Consider the following 26,476-nt stretch of genomic DNA (forward strand, 5'->3'; position numbering starts at 1 on the left):
ATGAGTTAAATGATCAAAGGGATAGGTGAGTCACTTAGTCAGTTACGTCAAAGTCAGACGGTAACGTCTCATTATGTTGCTCCGATATCAGGTGTGCCCCGCAGTGCACCGAAAGCGAGGCCCATACCTAAGCATAGATTGGAAGCCTATGGACGTTGGGCCAAGGTGACTCAAGAGCAACATAATATTAGTGCATCGCAAGTGGTGTTACAGAGCTTGATTTCAGCCAAAAGTATCCTAGGTCAACTAAACAAACAGCTACAAACCTGCTTGTTCAGTAAAAGTTCGGTTGTTGAAGATGCATTACATAAAGCGGAAGAGTGTCGAAGACAATTAATCGAGATTAGGCCTTATTACCAAGGAAAGCGTTTACTCGATCATCACTTGAATTTGATTTCAGCATCCCAGCCTGCGGCATTGCATTTTTTTAGGTTCCGACGAGTCGATCTCACATCACCCAAGAATCGCGATGAGCGGATTACGCTTTTTACAGAGAAGCAAACATTGCATTTGCTTTTGCCTGCCAATAAAAATCGCTTAGAGCTACAAGATATCATAGAGCCTGTTTTAGCTTCGATTGGGATAAGTATCGACCGCTTATCGACCAATGACACAGTGTTTACAGCACCGCATGAGACTTGGATGAAGCTCAATGGGGGGATTTTAATGGTCGGCGAAGGGCAAAGGTTGCCAGCGGGTGAGCCGAGGAATATACCATTAGAAGAGAAATTTAGTTGGCAGGATCCCCGTGAATGGAATTTTACGGATATTGAAAAGTTAAAAATGACATTGGCTAAAGTGTCAAAGGTAGATAAAAAAGTCACAGTGCAAATTGATGATATTAAAGCATCCCACCGTTTACTGCTGGTGAAGGTTAAGCAATTGACCGCATCTAGTCAGCCCAAATTTGAACTCCAGCATTTGCATAAATTTATGCAACCCTATCCTTTTGCCTATCAAGTGACATCTTTGATGGCGCAGGGAAATACGAACCGCGAACAGGTTAGCGCTCTGCTGCTCTAATTTTTGAAGCGAACCCTAAGTGTGATTATTTAATTTTTGAAAATAAGCTATTTGGCTTCAGTGAAGAGCTTTTCATGTCGCCTTAATTAGTTATGCCTGTATTCAGGCCTAACCAAAACAATCGTTATTTTCTGGAGAACTACTATGTTAGGTGTTCATACTAATTACGCTTCAATCGTTGCGCAGGGTGCTGTAAATAAAAGCAATAACCTTTTAACTAATGCTATGGAGCGTTTGTCGACTGGTTTACGTATTAATAGTGCATCTGATGATGCTGCTGGTCTGCAAATTGCTAACCGCATGAGTGCTAACGTAAAAGGTATGGAAACGGCTTCACGCAATATTTCTGATGCGACCTCTATGCTGCAAACTGCTGATGGTGCGTTAGAAGAATTAACTATTATTGCCAACCGTCAGAAAGAATTGGCGACCCAAGCGGCGAACGGCGTTAACTCTGATGCTGATAGGTTAGCACTTGATGCTGAATTCCAAGAGTTGATTAAAGAGTCGGCTCGTATCATGACTAATACAACTTATGCAGGTAATGATTTATTTACTAAGTTGGAGGGGGGAGTTCAGTTTCAAATTGGTGCAGGCACTACAGAAACGTTAACTGTAACCAGTGCTAAGCCTACTGCAGTTGCTGGCGATTTAAAAGATACGGCTAAATCAACTCAAGCAATAACCGATGTTGATGCGTATATTAAGGCAGTAGGTACTGCCCGTTCTACCTTAGGTGCAAACATTAACCGTTTAGGTCATACCTCAGCTAACTTAGCTAGCGTGACTGAAAATACTAAAGCCGCTGCTGGCCGTATTATGGATGCCGATTTCGCGGTTGAATCTGCCAATATGACCCGCAACCAATTATTAGTTCAAGCAGGTACAACGGTACTATCTTCAGCTAACCAAAATACGGGTTTAGTCATGGGGTTACTACGCTAATTCCAGTTAAGTCACTCAGTTTCGTTTTAATGCCAGTGAGTTTAGCTTGCTGGCATTTTTTATGGCGTTTTGAGCATGCCATTTCAGTCTGATTTTTTTACAGTGTTCATGTACTCTATTTTTAAATCGGTTTTAGTTAAGCGCTTGTGCGGTCGCTTTAGTTAGTTATCCCTGAACTCAGGTCTAACCCAAATGCTCGTTATTTTCTGGAGAACTACATATGCTAGGCGTTCATACTAATTACGCTTCAATTGTTGCACAAGGTGCTGTTAACAAAAGCAATAACCTACTAACTAACGCCATGGAGCGTTTGTCGACGGGTTTACGTATCAATAGCGCATCTGACGATGCTGCGGGTCTGCAAATTGCTAACCGCATGAGCGCTAACGTTAAAGGTATGGAAACGGCTTCACGTAATATCTCCGATGCGACCTCTATGCTGCAAACTGCTGATGGTGCGTTAGAAGAGTTGACGACCATTGCTAACCGCCAAAAAGAATTGGCCACTCAAGCGGCGAACGGTGTGAACTCGACAGCTGATTTGAAAGCATTGGATGATGAGTTTCAGGCGTTGATTAAAGAGTCAACTCGTATCATGGGCAAGACTACCTATGCGGGTAATGATTTATTCGCCACATTAAGTACTGGTACTGGTGTTAAATTCCAAATTGGTGCTGGTACTACTGAAACCTTAGATGTTTTAATTGCAAAACCTGCGGATGTTGGTGGTGATCTAACTTCAGCGGCGAATGCGACAGCGGCAATAACAGCCGTTGATACATATATTAAAGAAGTGGGCACGGCCCGCTCTACCTTAGGTGCTAACATTAACCGTCTTGGACATACTGCAGCTAACCTTGCCAGTGTGACTGAAAATACCAAAGCCGCCGCAGGCCGTATTATGGATGCCGATTTTGCGGTTGAATCTGCCAATATGACGCGCAACCAATTATTAGTTCAAGCGGGTACAACAGTACTGTCTTCAGCTAACCAAAATACGGGTTTAGTCATGGGGTTACTGCGCTAATTACAATTAATTAGTCAGCTAGTCAGTGTTAGTTTTAATGCCAGTGAGCGTAGCTTGCTGGCATTTTTTATGGTGTTTTGAACATGCCATTTCAGTCTAGTTTTTACAGTGCCATACACTCTATTTTTAAATATCGATTTTATTTTAGTTGTGTGCTGTTGCCGTCGCCTTAGTTAGTTATCCCTGAGTTCAGGTCTACCCCAAATGCTCGTTATTTTCTGGAGAACTACATATGTTAGGTGTTCATACTAATTACGCTTCAATTGTTGCACAAGGTGCTGTTAACAAAAGCAATAACCTACTAACTAACGCCATGGAGCGTTTATCGACTGGTTTACGTATCAATAGCGCATCTGATGATGCTGCGGGTTTGCAAATTGCTAACCGCATGAGTGCTAACGTAAAAGGCATGGAAACGGCTTCACGCAATATTTCTGATGCGACCTCTATGCTGCAAACCGCTGATGGTGCGTTAGAAGAATTAACGACCATTGCTAATCGCCAGAAAGAATTGGCTACTCAAGCATCTAACGGTGTTAACTCAACTGATGATTTGAAAGCATTGAATGATGAGTTTAAAGAGTTGAACTCAGAAATCACCCGTATTATTGACAATACAACGTATGCGGGTAATAAACTATTTGAAGCTACAGATGGTGTGCTAGTAAAGGGTACTGGAGTTAAATTCCAAATTGGTGCTGGGACATTAGAAACAATGGATGTTAAATTAGCCGCTATTGATAAAACTGTTACTGGTGACTTAGCTACTGCAGCAAATACCGCTATTGGTGCTGTAGATACTTTCTTATCTAAAGTTGGTACTGCCCGTTCAACCTTAGGTGCCAACATTAACCGTCTTGGCCATACTGCGGCTAACCTTGCCAGCGTAACTGAAAATACCAAAGCCGCTGCAGGCCGTATTATGGATGCCGATTTCGCGGTTGAATCAGCCAATATGACGCGCAACCAATTATTAGTCCAAGCGGGTACAACGGTTCTGTCTTCTGCTAACCAAAATACAGGCTTAGTCATGGGTCTACTGCGCTAATTACAGTTAAGCCAGTCAGTTTAGTTTTAATGCCAGTGAGCTTAGCTTACTGGCATTTTTTATGGCGTTTTGTACATGCTATTTAAGTCTGCTTTTATAGTGGTGATCCCATCTATTTTTAAATAGGTTTTAGTTGTGTGCTGTTGCTGTCGCCTTAGTTAGTTATGGAGCGATGCTGAGATTCAGGCATCGCCAAGATAACCGTTATTTTTCAGGAGAACTGATATGTTAGGTGTTCACACTAATTACGCTTCAATTGTTGCACAAGGTGCTGTTAACAAAAGCAATAACTTACTAACTAACGCCATGGAGCGTTTGTCGACGGGTTTACGTATCAATAGCGCATCTGATGATGCTGCGGGTTTGCAAATTGCTAACCGCATGAGTGCTAACGTAAAAGGCATGGAAACGGCTTCACGCAATATTTCTGATGCAACCTCTATGCTGCAAACCGCCGATGGTGCATTAGAAGAATTAACGACCATTGCTAACCGCCAAAAAGAATTGGCCACTCAAGCGGCGAACGGTGTGAATTCTGCTGATGATTTAACTGCGCTGAATGATGAATTTGTACAGTTAAACGATGAAATTACACGCATTGTTGAAAACACAACCTATGCGGGTAATAACCTGTTTAAAGATGCGACTGATGGCGTACTTATTAAAGGTGTTGACTTCCAGATTGGTGCTGGAATAGCAGAAACACTGAATGTGAAGTTAGGCGCTATTTCAACAACTGTAACAGGTGACTTAACCACTGGTGCTACTGCTGCAATTACCGCTGTTGATACTTTCTTAGCCAAAGTGGGTACAGAACGTTCTACACTAGGCGCCAACATTAACCGTCTTGGCCATACAGCGGCTAACCTTGCCAGCGTAACTGAAAATACCAAAGCCGCTGCAGGCCGTATTATGGATGCCGATTTCGCGGTTGAATCTGCCAATATGACCCGTAACCAATTATTAGTTCAAGCGGGTACAACAGTACTGTCTTCAGCTAACCAAAATACAGGTTTAGTCATGGGGTTACTGCGCTAATTTTATTAAATTAGTCAGTGTTAGTTTTAATGCCAGTGAGCTTAGCTTGCTGGCATTTTTTATGGCGTTTTGAGCATGCCATTTCAGTCTGTTTTTATAGAGGTGATCCCATCTATTTTTAAATAAGTTTTAGTTGTGTGCTGTTGCTGTCGCCTTAATTAGTTATGGATCGATGCTGAGATTCAGGCATCGCCAAGATAACCGTTATTTTTCAGGAGAACTGATATGTTAGGTGTTCATACTAATTACGCTTCAATTGTTGCTCAAGGTGCTGTTAACAAAAGCAATAACTTATTGACTAATGCTATGGAGCGTTTGTCTACGGGTTTACGTATCAATAGCGCATCTGATGATGCTGCGGGGTTGCAAATTGCAAACCGCATGAGCGCTAACGTAAAAGGTATGGAAACAGCATCACGCAATATTTCTGATGCGACCTCTATGCTGCAAACCGCTGATGGTGCGTTAGAAGAATTAACGACCATTGCCAATCGCCAGAAAGAATTGGCTACTCAAGCATCAAACGGTGTTAACTCAACTGATGATTTGAAAGCATTGAATGATGAGTTTAAAGAGCTAAATGATGAGATCGAGCGTATTGCTACCAAAACGACTTATGCAGGTAATGACCTTTTTACCAAGCTTACAGATGTAACTTTCCAGATCGGTGCAGGTAAAGATGAAATTCTGAACGTTAAACTTACAGCGCTTACGGCAGACATTACGGCTCTTAAAGCTGGCGATTTAGAAGGCACCCCGAATGATGCAATTAAGTTAGTGGATGATTTTATTTCTGCAGTTGGCACTAAACGTTCAACCTTAGGTGCCAACATTAACCGTCTTGGCCATACAGCGGCTAACCTTGCCAGCGTAACTGAAAATACCAAAGCCGCTGCAGGCCGTATTATGGATGCCGATTTCGCGGTTGAATCTGCCAATATGACGCGCAACCAATTATTAGTTCAGGCGGGTACAACAGTACTTTCTTCAGCTAACCAAAATACTGGCTTAGTGATGGGTCTATTGCGTTAATGTTATTGGGTAAGTGATGTCATTGGTCACAGCTAAAATGCCAGTTAGTTGCGCTGACTGGCATTTTTATTTTAGCCACGGTTTATGTATTGGTCGGTAGTCGCTAAACCCGAGATTGAAACCTATAAGGTTCATGTTTTAGTGGGTAATTTTCGATAACACAAAGTGGAAGATAGTTTTCCTGTTTAAGTGTTTATGCGGAAGTTTTTAGCTGTGTTCGGGCCAGTTAATTATTTAAATGTCTTTAAAAACAGCAGCTTGTTTTTGGCATGCGTTTTGCTGTAGAACGAGTGGAGGTAGTCATGATTTCAGGTATGAATGCAGCACAATTTGCTCAGCAACTGATTGGCGCAGACCGCGCAGGTAAAGATACGCTTTACAAAGGCAAGCTAACTGCCAGTAAAACACAGTTAGATGCCTATACGTTGCTTGAAAATAATATGAAGAAAATGGCCACTAAGTTGAGTGAAATGGGTGGCAATGCAACTAAAGGCAAAATTGCTACGGTTACGGGCGAGAATGCGACCGCTACAGTTAAATCTGATGCGCCAAAGGGCAACTATGATTTGAGCGTGCATAAACTTGCGCAAGCACATCAACTGACTAAAGCCTATTCCTCTGAAAGTGAATTGTTGCCAACGTCGGGTATTATCAGTATTCAAGTCGGTAGTGATCCGACTAAGCGTATGGAAATTGATTTGGCAACGGTTAATGGCGGTGCGGCTATTTCTGTGTCTCAGTTACGCGATGTGATCAATAAACAAGTGGGTAATCCTGGTGTACAAGCGTCATTAGTGCGCACAGGTAACCAAATCGAATTTATGCTGTCTTCAAAGGAATCGGGTGTCGCGAATCAAGTGAAGGTAGAGTTTAACGGTGCCGATTGGGGCATGACAGAACGTCGTGCAGCACAAGATGCGGAACTCACATTAAACGGTATCAGTATTACCAGCAGCAGTAACTATCTAGAAAATGTTGTTGATGGTGTCAGCCTCGAATTAGTCAAGGTGCATGCGGCTGGTGAAAGCAGCATGATTAAAGTCACAGACGATTTTGAAGCGAATAAGAAAACGGTTAAAGATTTTGTCGATTCATTTAATTCTTTAATGACACAAATCAACCAACTTACCCGTTCTATGGGCGTTAAAACCTCTGATTCGAGTTCTTCGGATAAAGATAAAGATAAAGAAGACAAAACTACCGCTGTGAGTGAAGCGCAAATTGGTGTGTTGAAGGGGGATACCTCTATTCGCCTTCTCCAGTCTAAATTACGTGATTCTGTATTTGCAACGGCTGCTAACGGCATGCGTTTGTCTGATATCGGGATTGAGATTGGACGAGACGGAAAACTAAAAATTGATGATGCTAAGCTAACTGACAGTTTTAAAAGTGATCCCGAAAAAGTGCAAGCCATGTTTACGGGTGAAGGTAGCTACGTCAAGAATGTTGAGAAAACATTAAAGCCTTTTACGCAGTTCAATGGCTATATCGATCAAAAACAAGAAGCGTTAAATAAGCAGATTAAAAGTGTGAATGACAGTATGGATCGCCATAACTATCAAATGAATCAAAAGTATCAGATTTATTTAACCCAGTTTACGGCAATGGAATCCACCATTAACCAGTTTAATTCTGCAAGTCAGTTGTTTTCATAGGAAGCAGTAAAAAATGTTAAATGAGTACGATCCATTTAATGCCTACAAGCAAACCGCTTTAGATGCACAAGTAGCGGCAGCAACAACCCATGACATGGTGCGTATGCTACTTGATGGTTTATTGGAAGAACTAGAGCGGACCGCTGGCCATATGGAATACCAAAGGTTTGAGGCGAAAGGAATGAGTATCCATAAGTGCCTTAATATCGTGCATGGCTTGGACTCTATGCTTGACCTTGAAAATGGTGGTGAGGTTGCCGTGAGCTTACATCGTCTCTATGACTTTTGTAGCCGTCAGCTTGTCAGCGCCAGTGTCGAAAACAGTGCTGAAGCGCTAGTTCCAGTGACTCAGGTGATTACCAATGTCAGAGAAGGATGGACAAATCTCAATTAAGCAGTGGGCGCGTTTTGCGAATGCTTTACGCCAATATGCAGATGCTCAGGATTGGGAAAGCGTCCGAAAAGTGAACATCGCTTTGATCAAAGCCCTGCAACAGGCAGGTGAGACTCATGATATTGAGCAGAAATTGGCACGTGCAGAATTAAAGCGGGTTCATTCCCAAGTGCTGCAAGAGTTGATCTTGGCTCGTGATGAATTAGCCGCTGAAATGGGCCGCTTTAAGGCGCAACAACCAGGTTTAGCAGCCTATCAATTAACACAAGTAAGTGGAGCTTTGGATGATCTCTGATCTTCTTTCAACTCGTCCTGTTGGCACAAATACCAGCTTGACGACTAAAGTGACAAGTGCAGTTGATCAAGATAAATCTGAGTCATTTACCTTGTTGGCATTCCCTATAGGATTGCCTGCGGAATCTCTTCCGCTAGAGAGTGCTATGTGGACTCCGAGTGCAGAAAAAGCTCTAGGCAATGATGCTGATACCTTTTTAAATCAATATATTAATAGTGATTTTTCTGACTCAGTGCCTTTTGCACCCGTTGCTTCTTCTGTTGTATCAGTTGCTGCTCCTGTTGTACCAGGAGTATCTCCGTCACTGTTAAATACTGAGATTAACTCAGCACCTATTAGTCAAGATGGCTTAGCCGCTACGCCTCAGAACAGTCTCGTTTCACCGACTGCTGTCGCGCCGTTTGTTCCTGTGATTTTTCCTGCGGAAACTGTTAAAGCGGATCCGATAGGTCGAACTCCAGCGTCTTTAATTGGGCTCTCAGCCACAGATCAAAGAGGAACGCTATTTAGTTCAGGGATGACCTCATCTATGGCTCTTGCAGGAAGTCGTACTCAGCCTGTGGGCATGAGTGGCGAATCCTTGAAAATGAGCGGCGTATTTACGCAGGATTCAACGCTGGCAACTTTCTCTGGGGATTTTGAGCATTTGAAATCTGACTCGTCAGTGTTTCAGCGTGTGTTGGCAGAACTGAGGGGGCATGAAGTTAAAGATATTAATGCGATAGGATCTCAGCAGGTTGCGGGTACGCAGGCTGCAAGTGCTACTCAATGGGGCCCTGTATCCCTCACTCCCATGGCTTCTTTAGCGCAGCACTCTCAGGAGATCCTTACTCCCTTAAGAGAGCATCTTCGTTTCCAAGTCGATCAACATATTAAGAAAGCCGAATTAAGGTTAGATCCGCCAGAACTGGGCAAGATTGAGCTCAATATTCGTTTAGAGGGCGATCGTTTACAGGTGCAAATGCACGCAGTAAATCCTGCGATTCGAGATGCATTGCTCAATGGTTTAGAACGCTTGAGAGTGGATTTGGCAATGGATCATGGCGGTCAAATTGATGTCGATATTGGCCAAGGAGAATCGCAACAGCATCAACAGGAAACTGCATTATTCTCCTCGTCGATAGCGGCTGAAACTACAACGGATAATGTAGTCGATGTGATGGCGAGAGAGAAATCCCAATTAGATTTATTGGCTTAAGTGCCGGAGTCGTTTCATGGCAATTTTAAAATCTCGTTTAGTAAAGATCATTTTAGCGTTACTTGTGCTCATTAGTTCGACCGCAGGTGCATTTTGGATTGGGACAAGTAGTGGAGATTGGAAGCTAACAGAATTCTTTGCTTCCGAACCTGAAGTCGAACCTGTACCAGTTGCCAAGTTTTACCCCTTAGAAAAGTTTGTGATATCGATTCCTGGGGATAAGTATCCCCATTACATGCTGCTTGAAATGTCATTAAAAAGCCGTAATCCCAATATGAAAACGGTGTTGCTGGAGTCAGATCCACTTATACGAAACGCTATGATGAAGATGTTCTCACGTAAAACATTTGAGCAGTTGAACCACTTAGATCAGCTCGACAGTTTACAATCAGAGGCGTTGATATTGATGGTTAAAGTGCTGTCAGATAACCAATTGCCGTCAGATATTGATGAAGTACTCTTTACTCGCATGGTGATCCAGTAAGAGGCCTTATCATGACAGCAGCGGGCCAACTCGCATATCAACAAACCTGTGATTATCCAGTCGAAGAGCGTCAATCTGAACAACAGATTATTCGACAATACTTGCCATTAATCAAACGTATAGTCTCGCAGATGCGCAGTCACTGCGGCGTGATGTTATCACTCGAGGATATGGAGCAAATTGGCATGATGGCCTTGCTTGAGTCATCACGTCGGTATCCTGGCGAGCTGGATAATGGATTTATTTCCTTCGCTGGGCAACGTATTCGCGGTGCCATACTCGACGAGCTGAGGCGGCAGGATTGGCGTCCTAGACCTGTTAGACAGCAGGCCCATGAGCTTAATGATGTTGTTAGACGTTTGAGTAGAGAGATGGGACGTGAACCAAGCGATCTTGAAGTGGCCAGTGCGCTTGGGCTGAGCGCGGAGGATTATCGGGAACGTTTATACTCGACGCAAGCAGAGTCGATGAAAAGCTTAGATGAGTTGCTATTGGGCGGTGATCATCCAGTAGATAGAAGCAATGATGTTGAGCGGTTAATGCTGAAGCAAACTTTGATCAAAGTTATTTCAAAATTAAATGAAAGAGAACAGCTAATTCTGTCGCTTTACTATCATCATGAGCTGAATTTAAAAGAGATAGCTATGGCATTGGGATTGACTGAAACGCGTATTTGCCAGCTGCATAAATCAGCTATTTCACAGTTAAAAACAATATTGCAGCGCTAAAGTTTAAAAGTGAGAAGATCGTAATGAGTAAACTAGTTGGGCTGTTAATCATTTTAGCTTCTGTGTTTGGTGGGTATGTTTGGGCGGGTGGGGCTTTGTCTGCATTGTGGCAGCCTGCTGAAATTTTAATCATTATGGGCGCCGGAGTTGGAGCGCTCATTATTGCTAACCCGCAATCAGTATTAAAAGAAATGCTTGAGCAGTTAAAAGAATTATTTAATAAGGGTAAAGAAGATCCTGAATTATATCCTCAGTTATTTCCTTTGATGGGCACTTTAATGGCTCAGATCCAATCCCAAGGCTTAAAAGTACTCGATGAGCATTTAGAAAATCCTCAGCAAAGTTCTATTTTTCTAATGTACCCAGCCGTGCTCAATCACCCAAATGTTTTACAGTTTTTAATTGATAACTTACGAGTGCAGTCTATTGGGAAAATATCTCCCCATGATTTAGAGCATATCCTAGAAGAAGAGATTCATCGTATAGAAGAGGACAGATTACGACCATCGGAAGCTTTTAGTAAAGTGGGTGAGGCTATGCCTGGCTTTGGTATTTTAGCTGCTGTACTCGGTATTATCATTACTATGTCTAATATTGATGGCCCAATTACTATGATTGGTGTCAAAGTTGCCGCGGCATTAGTCGGTACATTTATCGGTATTTTCGCGTGTTATTGTTTCTTCGATCCAATGTCAAAGGCATTAGAACATCTGGTTGATCGCAAATCGGCACAGCTTCGGTGCATCGCCGCTATTTTAGTGACCTTTTCAAAAGGTAAACCACCAATGATGGCTATTGATGCGGGACGGAAACAAATACAAAGTGAAAATCGTCCTTCATTTATCGAGTTAGAACGTTGGATGGAAGGGCAGAGAAGCTAATGCTCCATAAAAATGAGCCGATTATTATCAAGCGGCGAAAGCGAGGAAAGCGTAATCATGGGCATGGTGGTGCGTGGAAAGTCGCTTTTGCCGATTTCACGCTTGCTATGATGGCGCTCTTTATGGTGCTGTGGATCATGCAAATCGCTGATCAAAAAGAGCGAACCATGATAGTGCAGTATTTACGTGGAGATATGAATCCCACTGGTCCAATGAATCCATTTGAGCTAAGTCAGTCATCTTCGATTATTGATTTAGAAGGAAATATGTCTATTGCTCCTCCAATCATACCTTCCAATTCTATGCCTAGAGGTTCGGAGTCAGAAGGATTAGAGGAAGGTGCGCTCATCCCCGGGCAATTTGATACTCAGGCGCAATTAACTGTGCTCGCCAGAGAATTGAATCGAGTCGTGCAAAGCTCGAGCATGGCTGAGAACATTTCTGTGACTATTGTGCCTCAAGGCATACGCATCTTAATTCACGATAATGTGAATCAATTTATGTTCACGCGGGGCAGTGCACAAATGCAGCCCTATTTTGAAGAATTACTTTTATCTTTAGGGCCTATTTTAAAAAATATAACTAATAGCATGGTTATTTCTGGTCATACGGATTCAACGCCTTATGCGGGCAGTTTATTTACTAATTGGGAATTATCGAGTGAAAGAGCACTATTAGCACGAAGAGTGCTTGAGCGTGGCGGTGTTAAACGCGATCAGGTTATTCAGGTGACGGGTATGGCTGATCAGGTTCCTTACATCACTTCGGATACTGCTGCGGCAGCTAATCGTCGGATTGAGGCGCTTATTTTAACCTCCTCTGCTGAACAGTTATTAAGAGGCATGATTGGCGCTCCGATCGATACAGTCCCAAGTGGCGTTACAATCAACGAAATTAAGCGCCAAGCAAACACTCGCTAGTGTTAATACCCGCTCTCATTTGTTAGGGATGACTATGAATCTGTATGAAGAGTTTGTACATTCTGAGGATGAAGTTGAAGCGACCCCTGAGTATCAGATTATTGAATTTGATAATCGTCGAACTCATCAAAGATTTAGCCTGAGACGAAATAAAAGAGCGCCACTCGCATTTGCATGCGATGGCCTGACAGTAAATTTATCAACAACTCGCTGGTTTGTTATTACGCCGATTGGAACTGCAAATATAAAAGATATTAGCATTGGTGGTGTTGGGATTTTGTGCAATGAACCACTGTCAGTTGGGAGGAGATTCTATATTGAACTTGAGCAAACACGAGTCTTATGTGAGGTAACTCGAGAACACACGATTAAAGGTCGATTGAAGTTCTTAGGCGCTCGCTGGATTTATCGTGACAAGGCTGAAGTCCAGAACTTGATTGATGCAATTAGACTAAGGGCGAAAATATAGGATATGCAATGGCTGCATCTTTTCATCGAAACGGCTCGGATAAATTACAGAAGGTCTTTCTGTATCTTATTCTGCTGAATTGGCTATTGCTTATTATTGTTGCACTCAATATGAATACATTACGCTTTAGCCATGGTGTGATGATTTCAATTATGATTTTTATCTATAATTATTTTCTGGCTCATTTATGTTTTATTCGTGCTGCCAGAGCGCAAGATGCTTATCTCATTTACCCAGTGGTTATTGGCGCACTCAGCTCCTTTTTCCTCGTTGTTTATTTCTTCTTTTTACTCTAAATTCCTGCCTATAAAAATGAGTTGCGACTCATTGTTATAGGCTTTTGTTGAGCATTCTTGCATCTAGATCACATGCTTTGTGGGTCGCTCACATGGGAGCGACAACTTGGCCTTGTTTAGAATATTCATGCAGCTGGGTAGGTTTTGCCCGCGGTAATTGCGACAAGCCCAAAAGGGGCCGAATCGACCATCCTTTAACAGCATATCGCCACCACAGAGGCTACAAAGTGGTGCTATATGACCACAGTTCTCATTCAAACATACCTTAAAGCCAGCAAAGCGTGTGCGGGTCATTGGGCTAGCACAGAGCTCACAACCTTCTTCCTTGTGATCGCAAAGGGGAAAATGTGAGCAGGAATAAAACGATTTAAATTTTCCCGTTCTAGGCTTAAGCGTTCCCGTGCTACAACGCACGCATTTTATGTCTTCAAATAACCTTTGTACTAAAGAGGTGCTGAACTCATCTTGTTCAATTGCGTAGCCTTTTGTAAGCAGTTCGGTGACGAATGGGCTCACGTCTGTCATATCGGCAATCACATAGGCGCGGTGTTTTGCCCGCGTTAACGCGACATAAAACAGTCGACGTTCTTCTGCAAATTCAAACGCTTCCGTTTTTGGTAAAAATGCATCTAGTATCGGAGGAGTGACTTTCATTGAAGGGAAGCCATGCATTCCCGTCTTCATCCCCATGATCACCACATAATCGGCTTCTTTCCCTTTCGAAGCATGAAAAGATTGGCACTCGATTTTCAAGTTAGGGTACTTAGCCTCGAGTTGGTTTACTTGGGTTTTATCGGGTAGCTGAAACCAAAAACGTGCCAGTAAATAGACGCTTGCCACGCTGTTAAGTTTGTCACTTCTAGCGCTTATCCTTGCACTAATGGCCATTAATGATTGTTCCAGTGCATTTGGGCTTGGTTCATTTAGGTTTGACTGCTCGTTTTCTCCGCGGCGTAATATTGAGACTGCAGGGTAGGCGACCTGCATGAGGGAGCGAATGTCCTTCCTCAATTGCGTGGGATTCTGGGTGACAAACTGAGTGGCAACTTGCCCAATACTACTGTTAAACCTAAAAGTCAGATCCAAGTAGCTTTGGGCTGTTGGGCCAAAATATTGGCTAAATTGCGTGGTTAAACTTACATCTGCACCGCTAAAACGATAAATTGCCTGCCAGTCATCCCCGACACAAAATAAAGACGCCAACGCTTTAGAATGGGGCGCACAGGAATCCCTCAAGGCACGTACTAAGCGGGCACGTGGTTCTGAAATATCTTGGAACTCATCCACCATAATGAAACGCCACGGGCTAATAAATTGCCCGCGTTGCAGATACGTCAGCGCTTTGCCAATCATGTCCTCAAAATCAATGTCGCCATTTATTGCTAAATGTTGCTCATAGCGCGTGATTATGGGCTCAAGCAGTTCGAATGCCTTGCGGGTCTGCCGAGCATCGGCGGCGCGAGCAAATACCCCCTCAAGTCCATGTTCATCAAGGCAAGCCGCTTTATACAGCCCTATCAGCTGACTAAACATTTTTGCCAATTCGGTCACGCGGCCAAGTTCATGTAGGGTTGCTAGTATGGCTTCATCGGGTAAGGGCGCATATTGTACTTTAAAGACCTGTAAAGCTTGCTCAAGCTTACTGATTAACAAACCTTTTTTATGTTGGTAATAAAATAGCTCAACACACTTAGTGCCATGCTGTTGATGTAGCTGGCGTTTCCATACCATCGATTCCAAGTATTTCTGGTTATCGATATAAGGAGCGGTATGCTGGTGTTCATCAATACCATAGTATTCAAGATAAATTTGGTATTCGGGTAGATAGAAATCGGGTTGATACTGACGAAAATCAATACTGCGCACATCATGCTCGTACTTAGCTTCATAGACATATTCGATGCCATTGCTAAATAGCCAGTTGGCAATGTAGAGCTCACCAAAGCTTTTGACTCGCTCACCTTTAAGACTGCGAATATCGTTATCATTCAAGTATTGAAAATACTCGCCTTCCATATCGAACTCGAACGGGCTTTTTTCAACATAATAGAAACGGCTGAAATATTCGAAAAGTTGTTTACGGTAAGCCTCATCTTCAATCAAAGTCTCAAGGGTATTGTGCACCCACAGCTCTTTGGCTTTGTCATCCTCCGCTAAAGGGGACAAACTCGGTTTTGCTCGCTCAACGTCGGCGATAATTTTTGAGCCTAAACTGTGGAAGGTGCTCGCCTTGATATCATCCGTACCGAGCCTGTTTTTAATCCGCTCATCCATCTCGTCAGCCGCTTTACGGCCATAGGCTAATAGCAATATTTCATCGGCTTTTGCTTGACCACTCTCAAGCAAATATCCTGCTCGACCAACCATCACACTGGTCTTTCCCGTGCCTGCGCCTGCCAATAACAAGTTATTGTTATCATCGATAATACAAGCTCGGCGCTGTTTTTCGGTTAAGGGGTTAGATTCTACATGCTCAAAATAGTCAGCAAATTTAATGAGCTGCGACAGAATATAATCTTCACGCAACTGCTTTATATCGGCGCGAGTCCAGCGGTGGATTTGCTTAAGCCTCGCTAACCCTGTGTGTAGATTTCTCGCTAATGGCAGGTTTTCACACCAAGGGAACCAGCGCTGGTATTCGCGCGCGACTCTGGCTTGTATCATTTCTAAACGTGATTCACGTAAATAAGTGTGTGTCAGTGTCTTATCCACTTTCGCCATTAACTCAGCAACGCGCGGCCCATTGGCATTTGCCCAATACTGTGCGATTTGATTGCTAAATTGATGCTGTGCAAAATAGCTGAGAAACGGCAGTTGATAGGCTTTGCCTAATACTGTGAAACCGAGTAGATAACCTAGTGGACTTAAGGTAAAAAATGGTGGGGAATCGAGCTGTTGCCAGGTAAAACATTCGTCAGCTTCTACTTTGTTAGCGCTGCGAGAGTGAGCAAAAAAGCCGCCTTTAGTGCGATTAATGCTAATACCACTCGTGGTGAGTTTTACCGCATCAGCTTTGCCAATAAAGAAACGGCCAAACCAACTGTGTTTGATATCTTGTTCAGAGTGATTCAATGACAATGTAAAACCTACGGCTAAAAAGTTTTAGAATTAACAGACTGATTTTTAAATGCATTATAACTTAAAACACGATGGCTCGTGTCAAGGTTGTGCTATGGGCTGTATGGATTATTTATTGATTTTGGTCTCTAGATGGAGCAAAACTTAGGTATTCGTTAACTAGGTCTTAGTTTGAAGTGAGATGAATGATAAACCAAGCATGATTTTGACTGTGTGTAACTATGTATTAGAAAGGCGTGTATCAGAAAGCAAAAAAGCCTGAATCTCTTCAGGCCTTTTCTTTTTTCAATACAACAGCTTAATCCTTGCGGATTAATTCATGCCGTATTTTTTCAATTTTTTACGCAGAGTACCACGGTTGATACCTAGCATGTTTGCTGCGCGGGTTTGGTTGCCACGAGTGTGTTGCATGATGATGTCAAGCAGAGGCGCTTCAACTTCGCTTAGCACCATTTCATAAACTTCTTGTGCTTCCTGACCGTCCAACTGTGCGAAGAAGTTAGTTACGGCACGCTTGACGGCGTCACGTAATAACTGGGGCTTGATAGTGCCGTTTGCTGTTTCGATTTTGCCAACGGTAAGCTGGTGAACTTCTGTGTTAGTTGTCTGATCAAACATTCTATTCTGCTCTTTATTAATTCTGTACTAATTCATCAAAATAACATTCCACGAGGGAATACTGTTCTGCAGCGGTTTCCAGCCGATTAAAGTCAGCCCTAAATTGGCGCTGAGCTTCTTGGTCTAGGTACCATCCCATATGTTTTCTGGCGAAGCGGATACCCTTGTATTCTCCATATAAGTCATACAGTTTGGTGAGGTGTTCCAGCATCACTTGACGCTGTTCGGCAACCTCAATGGGCGCTAGCTTATTACCCGTTTCCAAGTAGTGCTGGATTTCTCTGAAAATCCAAGGCCGTCCTTGAGCACCCCGTCCTATCATCAAGGCATCGGCACCGGTGTATTCCAGCACAAAGCGGGCTTTCTCCGGACTGTCGATGTCCCCATTGGCGACAACAGGAATCGAGACATTCTGTTTGATTGCTTTGATCGTGTCGTACTCGGCGTTGCCTCTGTACATACATTGTCTCGTGCGGCCGTGAACGGCGAGCGAGGCTATGCCACAATCCTCTGCAATCTGGGCGATTTGAACACCATTCTTGTGCTCTGGCTCCCAGCCGGTGCGAATCTTTAACGTGACAGGCACGTTCACTGCGGCGACCACGGCTTGTAAAATCTCTTTTACCAGCGTTGGATTTTGCATTAGCGCCGAGCCTGCCAGCTTTTTATTCACTTTTTTCGCCGGGCAACCCATGTTGATATCAATGATGTGAGCACCTTGTTCTACATTGAACAAGGCGGCTTGCGCCATTAAATCAGGATCAGCCCCTGCAATTTGCACTGAGCGGATGCCTTCCTCGCCAGAATGCGTCATGCGCTGGCGGCTTTTATCTGTATCCCAAACTTCAGGATTGGATGAAAGCATCTCGGAAACCGCTAAGGCTGCGCCATAACGAAGACAAAGATTGCGGAAGGCTTGATCGGTGACACCTGCCATTGGTGCCACGATCAGCTGATTGTTCAGTTGATAGGGTCCAATCTGCATTTTATGTTTCACCTTAGCTCTTCAAAGGGGCGCTATAGTAGCCCTTTTTGTTGGCCGTGAAAAGGTCAATAAATGACCTAGAGGTAATTTTTTTTCTTGACTTTTAATTGACGAGAAGTCAGAGGCCAAATTGTTGGAAGCCAGCGGTGGCGCATGTTGCGCCACCCTTTAGCGCTATTTACGCTTACCTGTCAAGCGACTCCAATCTTCTTTGTGAGCCGCTGCGTCCATATCGAACCATTGGCTATAAAAGTCAGAGATTTCTTGGGCTTGTTCTTTGAGGAGACCGGAAAGGGCAAGTTTGCCACCGGTTTTTACGCGTTCTGCGATCAAAGGCGCTAATTCTCGCAGAGGGCCTGCAAGAATGTTAGCGACCAGTACGTCGGCTTTGAGCTCGGCGGGTTGGTCTTCTGGTAAGTACAACGCCAGCTTGTCAGCGACATCATTGCGCTCGGCGTTGGCACGCGAGGCGTCGATGGCTTGATAGTCGATATCGATACCTGTGACTTTTTTCGCGCCCAGTTTCAGTGCTGCTACGGCTAAGATGCCTGAACCACAGCCAAAATCGATCACTTCTTCATCGCTTAAATCTAAGCTGTCTAGCCACTCTAAACACAGTGCTGTCGTGGGATGAGTGCCAGTACCGAAGGCAAGACCCGGATCTAAGATCACATTGACTGCGGTTGGATCAGGGATTTCGCGCCAGCTTGGGCAGATCCATAAGCGTGTGCCAAATTGGATGGGGTGGAAGTTATCCATCCATTCGCGTACCCAGTCTTTATCTTCAATTTGTTCTACTTTATGGCTGAAGTTCTCACCGAGGAAAGGCAAGGTTTTCAGCATGGCGATGGTCGGTGTCAGATCGGTTTCTGCATCGAATAAGGCCACTACCACGGTATCGCGCCACAGTGGAGTTTCGCCCAATTTAGGTTCAAAAATAGGGGTGTCTTTACCGTCTTCGAAGGTGATAGAGACTGAACCTTCTTCCATGAGCAAGTCGCTGATGGTTTCAGCGTCATCGCTATTGGTGTTTATACGGAGTTGGATCCAAGGCATGGGGGCATCCTGTGACTGAGTGTTCATAAACTAAGGGTTCAAAATATCGCGGTATTGTATACCCAAACTATCCCAAAATGCAGGATGTAGCGGGAATTTAAAGCGCTTTAGGTAAGGTCGTTTGGTTATCACTAGGCTTTAGGTTCGACGACTGGCTATCCTGGTATTACGCTTTTGTCTATACAGACAAGGCGTTAGCTGGCGGGTATGGATTGGTGTTAAAAAGCGAATTGTCAGTTTTATTATCTGATATAACGCTATGAAAAGTATTGGTTAATTGGTTTTACCTTTGTTTGGTTTTGATACGTTTTTTGTGATCATCTTCTAAGAGTTTAACTCCGTCAGGTGAGTTGGCTCACGCTTTAAATCTGTGACACTGAAGCCTGATTTGAGTTGCTGCTATGGTGTAGTTTGCCAAGAGGTGCCAACGATAAACGACATAGGTTAATTCAAGATGACAAGCATAACTCGAGTTCACAATAGGGTGAGTACACCGCTAGGTCATCCTTGGTCGGCTAAGGCTGATAGGCTGCAGAGTGCGACAGGGATTATGCTTGGCAGCTTTTTACTATTACACATGCATTTTGAATCGAGTATTTTGCTGGGTAAAGAGGCTTTTTATCGGGTCGTTCAGTTGCTTGAAGGTGGAATGTTTAGCAGCACAGGACATGGTTTTCCTATAGTCACTAAAGTGTTTTCAGTGTTTATGCTATTGGTGGTGATAGTACATGCCGCGGTGGCGCTACGGCGTTTTCCGGCGCAGCTAGGGCAATGGCGAGCCCTGCGTTCGCACATGGGGAATATCAAGCATAAGGATACCCATGCGTGGTTTTGGCAACTGATCACTGGCTTTATCTTATTTTTCCTCGTTCCTGTTCACCTCTTCACTATGATTTTGAATCCCGAAATTGGCCCGCATCTATCGGCTGAGCGGGTTTATCACGATAATGCTTGGTTGCTGTATGCGCTGTTACTTCCCGCTGTAGTGGTACACGCCATGATTGGTCTCTATCGCGTGGCGGTAAAGTGGGGCATAACCACTAAACGTTCAGGTCTACGAAAAGTCGCTAAGGTGTTGATTATATATCTGCTATGCCTTGGTACTGCGAGCCTTGTTTCATATCTATTTATCGGTAGCGAGCTCGATATTCCTGTGCAGCCCTTCGTACCTGAGTAGGCTTTAAGCCAGCAGCAGGATTTTGTTTCACTGCTATTATTAAGCATTAGGTTAATTATTCAGCACTCAATTGATCTGGCTCACGTTTTCGTGTGGATGTGTGAGCGATATTAGTTTGCGATAAGACTTAATGAGATTGGCTCGATAAGGTCAACGGCGTGAGGCGATAGGATGGCGATCAAATTAAATATTAAAAAATGGAGTGCTTGGCTGGATTTAAGCCAGAGTTTGTCTGGGGTAATACTCGCAGTCTTTTTGTGGACCCACTTAGTGTTAGTGTCATCGATTTTATTGGGTGCGGATGCCATGAGTTGGGTGGCTCGCACTATGGAGCTGAGTTTTCTGTCAGCTGACGGACACGGTTATCCTTGGGTAGTGACTTGTATTGCTATTGGTATTGCCATTTTGACGTTAGTGCACGTGTTAGTGGCATTGCAAAAATTACCCATGAGTCTGCGTCAGCAAAGGGCTCTACGCCAACAAATGCAAGTGATCAACCACAGCGATACTCGCTTGTGGCGTTGGCAAGCCATTACCGGTGTCGTGATTTTACTGCTGTTGCCTGTGCATTTGTGGCTTATTGGCTCGGCTCCCGAAACCATTGGCCCTCAGGGAAGCGCCGATCGTATTTGGAATCAAGGTGTCTGGATGGTTTATCTGCCTTTGCTGCTCACTGTGGAGTTACATGCAGCAATTGGCATTTACCGTGTGGCTTTGAAATGGGGGGCGGCGCGGGATCTCAACAACCGCAGTCGATTACGTAAGATCAAGACCATAGTGAGCGTGCTATTTGTCACTGTTGGTGTCGCCTCACTTCTGGCATTTTTACCCTACGCGAGTTAATTCCGCTTTTAATCAATGATTAAGTTAATCAGTGAATAGAATGTCGAACATAAAAAAACAGCACAAAACAATAGACCCCATTAAGGAGCAGGCGTGAAACTGATTTATACCGATTCATTGGTGGTAGGAGCTGGGCTCGCGGGCTTAAGGGTCGCTATCGCTTCGAAAGAGCGTGGGCTTGACACTTTAGTTCTGTCTCTCATTCCTGCAAAACGTTCCCACTCTGCTGCCGCTCAAGGGGGGATGCAGGCGAGTTTAGGCAATGCCGTTAAGGGGATGGGCGATGATGAGGATGTGCATTTTCAAGATACGGTAAAAGGTTCCGACTGGGGCTGCGATCAAGATGTCGCACGGATGTTTGCCCATTGTGCACCTAAGGCAGTACGTGAGCTGGCCAATTGGGGCGTGCCTTGGTCTCGGGTGACTGCTGGCCCGAGAGAAGTGATAGTCAATGCGCAAAAAGTCACGCTACATGAGGCCCAAGAAGCCCATGGTCTTATTAACGCCCGTGATTTTGGCGGGACTAAAAAATGGCGCACTTGTTATACCGCCGACGGTACAGGTCATTCGCTGTTATACGCTATGGATAACAAAGCGATTTCCATGGATATTCCCGTCCATGAACGTATCGAAGCCTTGGCACTTATTCACGATGGTAAGCGTTGCCATGGCGTGATTGCTCGTTGTTTGATTACGGGTGAACTTAGAGCCTATGTGGCTAAGTCCACTACGATAGCCACTGGTGGTTATGGCCGAATTTATGAAGTGTCGACCAATGCGATCATCTGCGAAGGTATTGGCCAAGCGTTGGCATTGGAAACGGGCGTGGCAAGGCTTGGCAATATGGAGGCGGTACAATTCCATCCCACTGCCATTGTTCCCGTGGGCATTTTAACAACGGAAGGGTGCCGTGGTGATGGCGGCTTATTGCGCGATAAAGACGGTTATCGCTTTATGCCTGATTATGAGCCCGATAAAAAGGAGTTGGCATCGCGGGATGTAGTATCGCGTCGCATGACCGAACATATACGTAAAGGTAAGGGCGTTGATAGCCCTTATGGCCCGCATTTGTGGCTAGATATTACCCTTTTAGGTCGCAAGCATATTGAAACGAATCTTAGGGAAGTGCAGGAAATTTGTGAGAATTTCCTTGGCATCGATCCCGCTAAGGATTGGATCCCTGTACGCCCAACTCAGCATTATTCTATGGGCGGTATTCGGACTAATGCCACAGGTGAAAGTCCGCAGCTTAAAGGCTTATTTAGCGTAGGTGAGGCGGCTTGTTGGGACATGCACGGCTTTAACCGTTTAGGCGGTAATTCGTTGGCCGAAACCGTGGTTGGCGGCATGATTATTGGTAAATATGTCGCCGATTTTTGTGAGAACAATAGCCTTGAGATCGACACTCAGCTTGCTGAACGGTTTATGCAGCAGGTGCAGAGTGAAATCGATGTGCTAGTCGAGGGTGATGGTCACGAGAGCGCCTTTGAGCTCAAGCGCGAAATGCAGCGCATCATGATGGATTATGTGGGGATTTTCCGTAATGGCCCCGAGCTTGAAAAAGCGGTTGCCGAGCTAAAAGTGTTGCTCGAGCGTTCGCGTAAACTCGGACTTAAGTGTAAAAAGCGTCACGCTAATCCTGAGTTAGTTGAAGCCCTGCGGGTCAAGCGTATGCTAAAAGTGGCGCTAACCGTAGCCTGCGGCGCAGCGGCGCGAACAGAGAGTCGTGGTGCCCATGCTCGCGAGGATTATCCGCAGCGAAATGATCGAGACTGGCTGAATCGCACCTTGGCCAGCTGGCCGGTTCCCGATGCACTCGAACCTGAGCTTAACTACGAAGCACTCGATGTGATGAAGATGGAACTCCCGCCGGGTTATCGTGGTTATGGCATCAACAACGCCATAGTGCATCCCAATACCGAAAAGCGTGAACAGCAAATTGCCGAGATTTTAGCTGAGCTAGGTGATGATGCTGACCGTTATCAAAGGCAGCGGGCTCTTATGCCCTTTGAATTACCCGAGAGCTTACAACCCAATAATGAACGTTTAAGTGATACTTTAAAAAGTCCATCTGCCAATGCATTAGGAGAAAAATCATAATGAGCCAAGGTCGTCAGTTAACCTTTAATATCTTTCGTTATGATCCGCAGGAGCCAAACGATAAGCCGAAAATGGTGCGTTATCAGCTTACCGAAACGCCGGGGATGACGGTATTTATCGCCCTTAATAAACTCAGGGAAGAACAAGACACTTCATTGCAGTTCGACTTTGTCTGTCGTGCTGGTATCTGTGGTAGCTGCGCTATGGTGATCAACGGTTTCCCGACGCTAGCTTGCCGCACCTTAACGGCCAAATATCCTAAGGGCGAAATCACCTTAATGCCGCTGCCAGGTTTTGAGTTGATTGGTGATCTCTCGGTTAACACTGGTAAGTTTATGCGGGAACTGGCCGAACGCTTAAAGCTGTGGTTACACCCTAAGGCCAATGATATAAGCGTGCATCGGCTTGAAGATCCTATGGATCCAGATGAAGCAGCGCGTTTGTATGAGTTAGAGCGCTGCGTTGAATGTGGCGTGTGTGTTTCTGCCTGTGCGACTAAACAAATGCGTGAAACTTTTGTCGGCGCTGTGGGCATGATGAAAATAGCTCGTTTTGAGATGGACAGCCGTGACGCTCGTACTGCCGAGGATTTTTACCATGTGATTGGCAATCAGGATGGCGTATTTGGTTGTATGACTTTACTCGGCTGCCAAGACAACTGTCCTAAGGATTTGCCACACATGCAGCAAATTGCGTATTTACGCCGTAAGATGGCCATGACTTTGATTTGATGAGTGATAAATGATGAAAAGCGCCAACGTGTTTGGCGCTTTTTTGTTGATTAGCAGGCGTAGCTTTTGTGAATGTCAGCTCGATTGATTATGTCTGCGGTTTGAGCGACGAATGCTTGAAAGTGCGTACTCGCCATATGTTCATCCAGTGCGGCTTGGGATTGCCAAATTTCGTACATCCAGAAGATATTTTCATCATCTAATGAGTGATGCAGTTTGTATTCGATACAGCCAGCCTCGGTATGAGTGTCTGTCACGAGTTGCTTGAGTATCTTAAATAGCGTATCGCTTTGGCCTTGATTCGCTATGATTTGAGCAAATACTGTTATTTTCATTGGTTAAAACCTTCTAAAACAATTTTACCGATCGCTTTGCCAGACTCTATCTGAGCGTGAGCTTTGATTAAGTTTTGGGCATTAATGGTGCCGTAGTGCTCACCGAACGTACTCTGTAACTCGCCTGTATCGATAAGGGCGCTTAAGCGGTTGAGTAAGTGATGTTGCGCAATCATATCCTCGGTCTGATATAGGCTGCGGGTAAACATCAGTTCCCAGTGTAAGGATAAGCTTTTACGCTTAAGTTTCATCACATCTAATGGCCCCTTGGGATCATCGATTAATGCTAGTTTTCCTTGTGGCTTAAGCACTTGTACTATTTCATCAAAATGCTGATCGGTTTGGGTTAAGCTAATCACATGGGTCACATTAGTAATGCCAATATTGGCAAGTTCCTGTGAAAGTGGCTTGGTGTGGTCGATAACAGCATCGGCACCAAGCTTATGCACCCAAGCGGCGGATTCAGGACGAGATGCAGTGCCTATGACTTCTGCACCAGTGAGTTTTACTGCAAGCTGAGTGATGATTGAACCCACACCGCCGGCCGCACCGATAATTAAAATACGGGCGTCAGTTGCCGAACCATCTTGGGGTAAAGCTAAACGGTCGAATAAAATCTCCCATGCCGTAATCCCCGTTAAAGGTAATGCCGCGGCTTGGGTATAGGTTAAACTTTTAGGTTTATGGCCGACAATTCGCTCATCAACCAATTGATATTCTGCGTAACTTCCGCTGCGACTGATATCGCCCGCATACCACACTTCATCGCCAACGTTGAAAAGACTGGCTTTCTCACCAACGGCTTTGACGACACCGACCGCATCCCAGCCGATAATTTTGTATTCGCTTGCAGACGCTGAGCTAGATGCACGGATTTTTGTATCAACCGGATTGACAGAAATGGCTTTGATTTCCACTAAAAGGTCAAAACCTGTCGCAGTTGGCTCGGCTAGCGTGATGTTTTCTAATGCATTGGGCGCTGTGATTGCACCTGCTGTCTGGTAACCAATGGCTTTCATGTTTATTCCTCTGGGTGTACTTGCTGGAGTTTACTTGTTTGAGTGTACTTGTATCGTGTAGCCATTGTGTGGAATATTAGCCAAGAGATAAACAGGATAAAGTTTGTAATTTTTTCAAAGGATTTTTGATAATCATGCTGATTAATGATTTAGCTTTGTTCGTGCGAGTCGCTGATTGCGGCAATATATCTGCCGCAGCAGCCGAGATGGATATCTCGGCTGCTTCTGCCAGTGCAGCAATAAAACGGCTTGAGAAACAGCTCGATACTAGTTTATTTATCCGCACGACACGCAGCTTACGTTTGACTGTGCAAGGTGAACGTTATCTTATTCATTGCCGACGTGCGCTAAGCGATTTAGCGCTTGGCGAACAGGCTATCGCCAGTGATAAAGGTAAAATATCTGGCACCTTAAGCCTTTCGGTTTCTTCAGACTTTGGTCGTAATTTGTTTGTGCCTTGGCTCGACGATTTTTTGCTCGATTTTCCTCAACTGCAAGTGCGCTTGCACCTTGGCGACAATATCAGCAGCTTTTATCACGATAAAATTGATGTCGCCGTGCGCTATGGAAAACCGCAGGATTCTAACCAAGTGGCTTTTCCTATCTGCAGTGTTGATCGTGTCTTGTGCGCCTCACCTGAATATCTCGCCAAGTTTGGTGCGCTTGATTCATTAGAGCAATTAGTTGAGCATAATTGCTTGTTTTATAAGTTAGATGATCGCACCCACGATCAATGGCTATTTAGGCGTGATGGTCAAGAATTCAAAGTGCGAGTCACGGGCAATCGTAGTGCTAATGATGCCGAGATTGCCCGCCGTTGGGCTGTGGCTGGCAAAGGGTTGGTATTTAAGTCGAGTCTAGATCTGGCCGATGACTTAATCTCAGGGCGATTAGTACGTTTGTTGCCTGAGTATCAGGGGGAGCCCGTCGATTTGTACTTAGTGTGCCCAGGACGTGAACATGTCACGCCTGTCGTGCTCTTACTGCGGGAAATGCTCCGGCAGCGAACACAGGCTCTGAGTAAAAACTTGAGTAAAATATTAGTAGTGAAAAAATCTTAGATAACAAAAAAGCCGCATAATGCGGCTTTTAGTTTAGAGA

The 26,476-nt window shown here is 44.5% G+C and carries 27 protein-coding genes; 21 read left to right on the top strand and 6 right to left on the bottom strand.

Going from position 1 to position 26,476, the window contains the following annotated elements:
- Positions 1–9 precede the first annotated feature (9 nt).
- The 16 genes from L5M71_RS18680 to L5M71_RS18755 all read left to right on the top strand — a co-directional run bounded on the left by L5M71_RS18680 (position 10) and on the right by L5M71_RS18755 (position 13,433).
- On the top strand, positions 10–1,023 hold the full coding sequence (locus tag L5M71_RS18680) for a hypothetical protein (RefSeq protein WP_263208948.1): 1,014 nt from the start codon (positions 10–12) through the stop codon (positions 1,021–1,023).
- 144 nt (positions 1,024–1,167) lie between these two features.
- On the top strand, positions 1,168–1,968 hold the full coding sequence (locus L5M71_RS18685) for a flagellin (RefSeq protein ID WP_248068746.1): 801 nt from the start codon (positions 1,168–1,170) through the stop codon (positions 1,966–1,968).
- 220 nt (positions 1,969–2,188) lie between these two features.
- The gene (locus L5M71_RS18690) at positions 2,189–2,995 is read left to right on the top strand and encodes a flagellin (protein WP_248068743.1); all 807 of its coding nucleotides are present in this window, start codon (positions 2,189–2,191) and stop codon (positions 2,993–2,995) included.
- Between the two features lie 232 nt (positions 2,996–3,227).
- Positions 3,228–4,043, top strand: a complete 816-nt coding sequence (locus tag L5M71_RS18695) for a flagellin (RefSeq protein WP_263208953.1) — start codon at positions 3,228–3,230, stop codon at positions 4,041–4,043.
- Positions 4,044–4,268: 225 nt separating this feature from the next.
- Entirely contained in the window at positions 4,269–5,081 is an 813-nt protein-coding gene (locus L5M71_RS18700; RefSeq protein ID WP_261272821.1) for a flagellin, read from the top strand.
- A 225-nt stretch (positions 5,082–5,306) separates the two neighbouring features.
- Positions 5,307–6,113, top strand: a complete 807-nt coding sequence (locus tag L5M71_RS18705; RefSeq protein WP_261272820.1) for a flagellin — start codon at positions 5,307–5,309, stop codon at positions 6,111–6,113.
- A gap of 302 nt (positions 6,114–6,415) precedes the next feature.
- Positions 6,416–7,768 carry a flagellar filament capping protein FliD gene (gene fliD, locus L5M71_RS18710; protein ID WP_263208957.1) on the top strand — a complete coding sequence of 451 codons (1,353 nt, stop codon included), beginning with the start codon at positions 6,416–6,418 and terminating at the stop codon, positions 7,766–7,768.
- 13 nt (positions 7,769–7,781) lie between these two features.
- Entirely contained in the window at positions 7,782–8,162 is a 381-nt protein-coding gene (fliS, locus tag L5M71_RS18715; RefSeq protein ID WP_113940812.1) for a flagellar export chaperone FliS, read from the top strand.
- Positions 8,131–8,457 carry a hypothetical protein gene (locus tag L5M71_RS18720; protein ID WP_168825871.1) on the top strand — a complete coding sequence of 109 codons (327 nt, stop codon included), beginning with the start codon at positions 8,131–8,133 and terminating at the stop codon, positions 8,455–8,457. The genes fliS and L5M71_RS18720 overlap by 32 nt, the downstream gene beginning before the upstream one ends.
- Positions 8,447–9,655, top strand: coding sequence for a flagellar hook-length control protein FliK (locus L5M71_RS18725; protein ID WP_263208959.1), 1,209 nt, complete (start codon positions 8,447–8,449; stop codon positions 9,653–9,655). Before L5M71_RS18720 ends, L5M71_RS18725 begins: the two co-directional genes overlap by 11 nt.
- 16 nt (positions 9,656–9,671) lie before the next feature.
- The gene (gene fliL, locus L5M71_RS18730) at positions 9,672–10,139 is read left to right on the top strand and encodes a flagellar basal body-associated protein FliL (protein WP_263208961.1); all 468 of its coding nucleotides are present in this window, start codon (positions 9,672–9,674) and stop codon (positions 10,137–10,139) included.
- Between the two features lie 11 nt (positions 10,140–10,150).
- Positions 10,151–10,867: an RNA polymerase sigma factor FliA gene (locus L5M71_RS18735; RefSeq protein WP_113940808.1), complete on the top strand. Its 717-nt coding sequence runs from the start codon at positions 10,151–10,153 to the stop codon at positions 10,865–10,867.
- 23 nt (positions 10,868–10,890) lie between these two features.
- Entirely contained in the window at positions 10,891–11,748 is an 858-nt protein-coding gene (motA, locus tag L5M71_RS18740; RefSeq protein ID WP_263208964.1) for a flagellar motor stator protein MotA, read from the top strand.
- A complete protein-coding gene (locus L5M71_RS18745; RefSeq protein ID WP_263174165.1) occupies positions 11,748–12,668 on the top strand; it encodes a flagellar motor protein MotB in 921 nt (306 codons plus the stop codon). Before motA ends, L5M71_RS18745 begins: the two co-directional genes overlap by 1 nt.
- A gap of 34 nt (positions 12,669–12,702) precedes the next feature.
- Positions 12,703–13,137: a pilus assembly protein PilZ gene (locus L5M71_RS18750; protein WP_219251928.1), complete on the top strand. Its 435-nt coding sequence runs from the start codon at positions 12,703–12,705 to the stop codon at positions 13,135–13,137.
- Positions 13,138–13,145: 8 nt separating this feature from the next.
- Positions 13,146–13,433 carry a hypothetical protein gene (locus tag L5M71_RS18755; RefSeq protein WP_113940804.1) on the top strand — a complete coding sequence of 96 codons (288 nt, stop codon included), beginning with the start codon at positions 13,146–13,148 and terminating at the stop codon, positions 13,431–13,433.
- A gap of 63 nt (positions 13,434–13,496) precedes the next feature.
- Here L5M71_RS18755 and L5M71_RS18760 read toward each other — a convergent pair whose 3' ends face one another.
- The 4 genes from L5M71_RS18760 to prmA all read right to left on the bottom strand — a co-directional run bounded on the left by L5M71_RS18760 (position 13,497) and on the right by prmA (position 19,170).
- Positions 13,497–16,511 (bottom strand): UvrD-helicase domain-containing protein, encoded by a 3,015-nt coding sequence (locus tag L5M71_RS18760; protein ID WP_263208966.1) that lies wholly within the window; start codon positions 16,509–16,511, stop codon positions 13,497–13,499.
- Positions 16,512–16,823: 312 nt separating this feature from the next.
- Entirely contained in the window at positions 16,824–17,129 is a 306-nt protein-coding gene (gene fis, locus L5M71_RS18765) for a DNA-binding transcriptional regulator Fis (protein WP_006083371.1), read from the bottom strand.
- A gap of 16 nt (positions 17,130–17,145) precedes the next feature.
- Complete coding sequence (gene dusB / locus L5M71_RS18770) at positions 17,146–18,114, bottom strand: tRNA dihydrouridine synthase DusB (RefSeq protein ID WP_173497867.1); 969 nt, start codon at positions 18,112–18,114, stop codon at positions 17,146–17,148.
- Between the two features lie 174 nt (positions 18,115–18,288).
- Entirely contained in the window at positions 18,289–19,170 is an 882-nt protein-coding gene (prmA, locus tag L5M71_RS18775) for a 50S ribosomal protein L11 methyltransferase (protein ID WP_263201733.1), read from the bottom strand.
- Between the two features lie 454 nt (positions 19,171–19,624).
- Here prmA and L5M71_RS18780 point away from each other — a divergent pair, with 454 nt between their 5' ends.
- The 4 genes from L5M71_RS18780 (at position 19,625) to L5M71_RS18795 (ending at position 24,021) form a co-directional block, all read left to right on the top strand.
- Complete coding sequence (locus L5M71_RS18780) at positions 19,625–20,347, top strand: fumarate reductase cytochrome b subunit (protein WP_131523403.1); 723 nt, start codon at positions 19,625–19,627, stop codon at positions 20,345–20,347.
- 171 nt (positions 20,348–20,518) lie between these two features.
- The gene (locus tag L5M71_RS18785) at positions 20,519–21,190 is read left to right on the top strand and encodes a fumarate reductase cytochrome b subunit (RefSeq protein WP_263198005.1); all 672 of its coding nucleotides are present in this window, start codon (positions 20,519–20,521) and stop codon (positions 21,188–21,190) included.
- 93 nt (positions 21,191–21,283) lie between these two features.
- Positions 21,284–23,290, top strand: coding sequence for a fumarate reductase flavoprotein subunit (locus tag L5M71_RS18790; RefSeq protein WP_263208972.1), 2,007 nt, complete (start codon positions 21,284–21,286; stop codon positions 23,288–23,290).
- Positions 23,290–24,021, top strand: a complete 732-nt coding sequence (locus L5M71_RS18795) for a fumarate reductase iron-sulfur subunit (RefSeq protein WP_113940800.1) — start codon at positions 23,290–23,292, stop codon at positions 24,019–24,021. Before L5M71_RS18790 ends, L5M71_RS18795 begins: the two co-directional genes overlap by 1 nt.
- 50 nt (positions 24,022–24,071) lie before the next feature.
- Here the strand turns inward: L5M71_RS18795 and L5M71_RS18800 are convergent, their stop codons facing one another.
- A complete protein-coding gene (locus L5M71_RS18800; protein WP_168825853.1) occupies positions 24,072–24,356 on the bottom strand; it encodes a putative quinol monooxygenase in 285 nt (94 codons plus the stop codon).
- Complete coding sequence (locus L5M71_RS18805; RefSeq protein ID WP_263208974.1) at positions 24,353–25,375, bottom strand: zinc-binding alcohol dehydrogenase family protein; 1,023 nt, start codon at positions 25,373–25,375, stop codon at positions 24,353–24,355. The genes L5M71_RS18800 and L5M71_RS18805 overlap by 4 nt, the downstream gene beginning before the upstream one ends.
- Positions 25,376–25,509: 134 nt before the next feature.
- Here L5M71_RS18805 and L5M71_RS18810 point away from each other — a divergent pair, with 134 nt between their 5' ends.
- Entirely contained in the window at positions 25,510–26,436 is a 927-nt protein-coding gene (locus L5M71_RS18810) for a LysR family transcriptional regulator (protein ID WP_263208977.1), read from the top strand.
- Positions 26,437–26,476 lie beyond the last annotated feature (40 nt).

The organism is Shewanella sp. SW1, from assembly GCF_025653545.1.
GTDB classification, from domain to species: Bacteria; Pseudomonadota; Gammaproteobacteria; order Enterobacterales; family Shewanellaceae; genus Shewanella; species Shewanella oncorhynchi.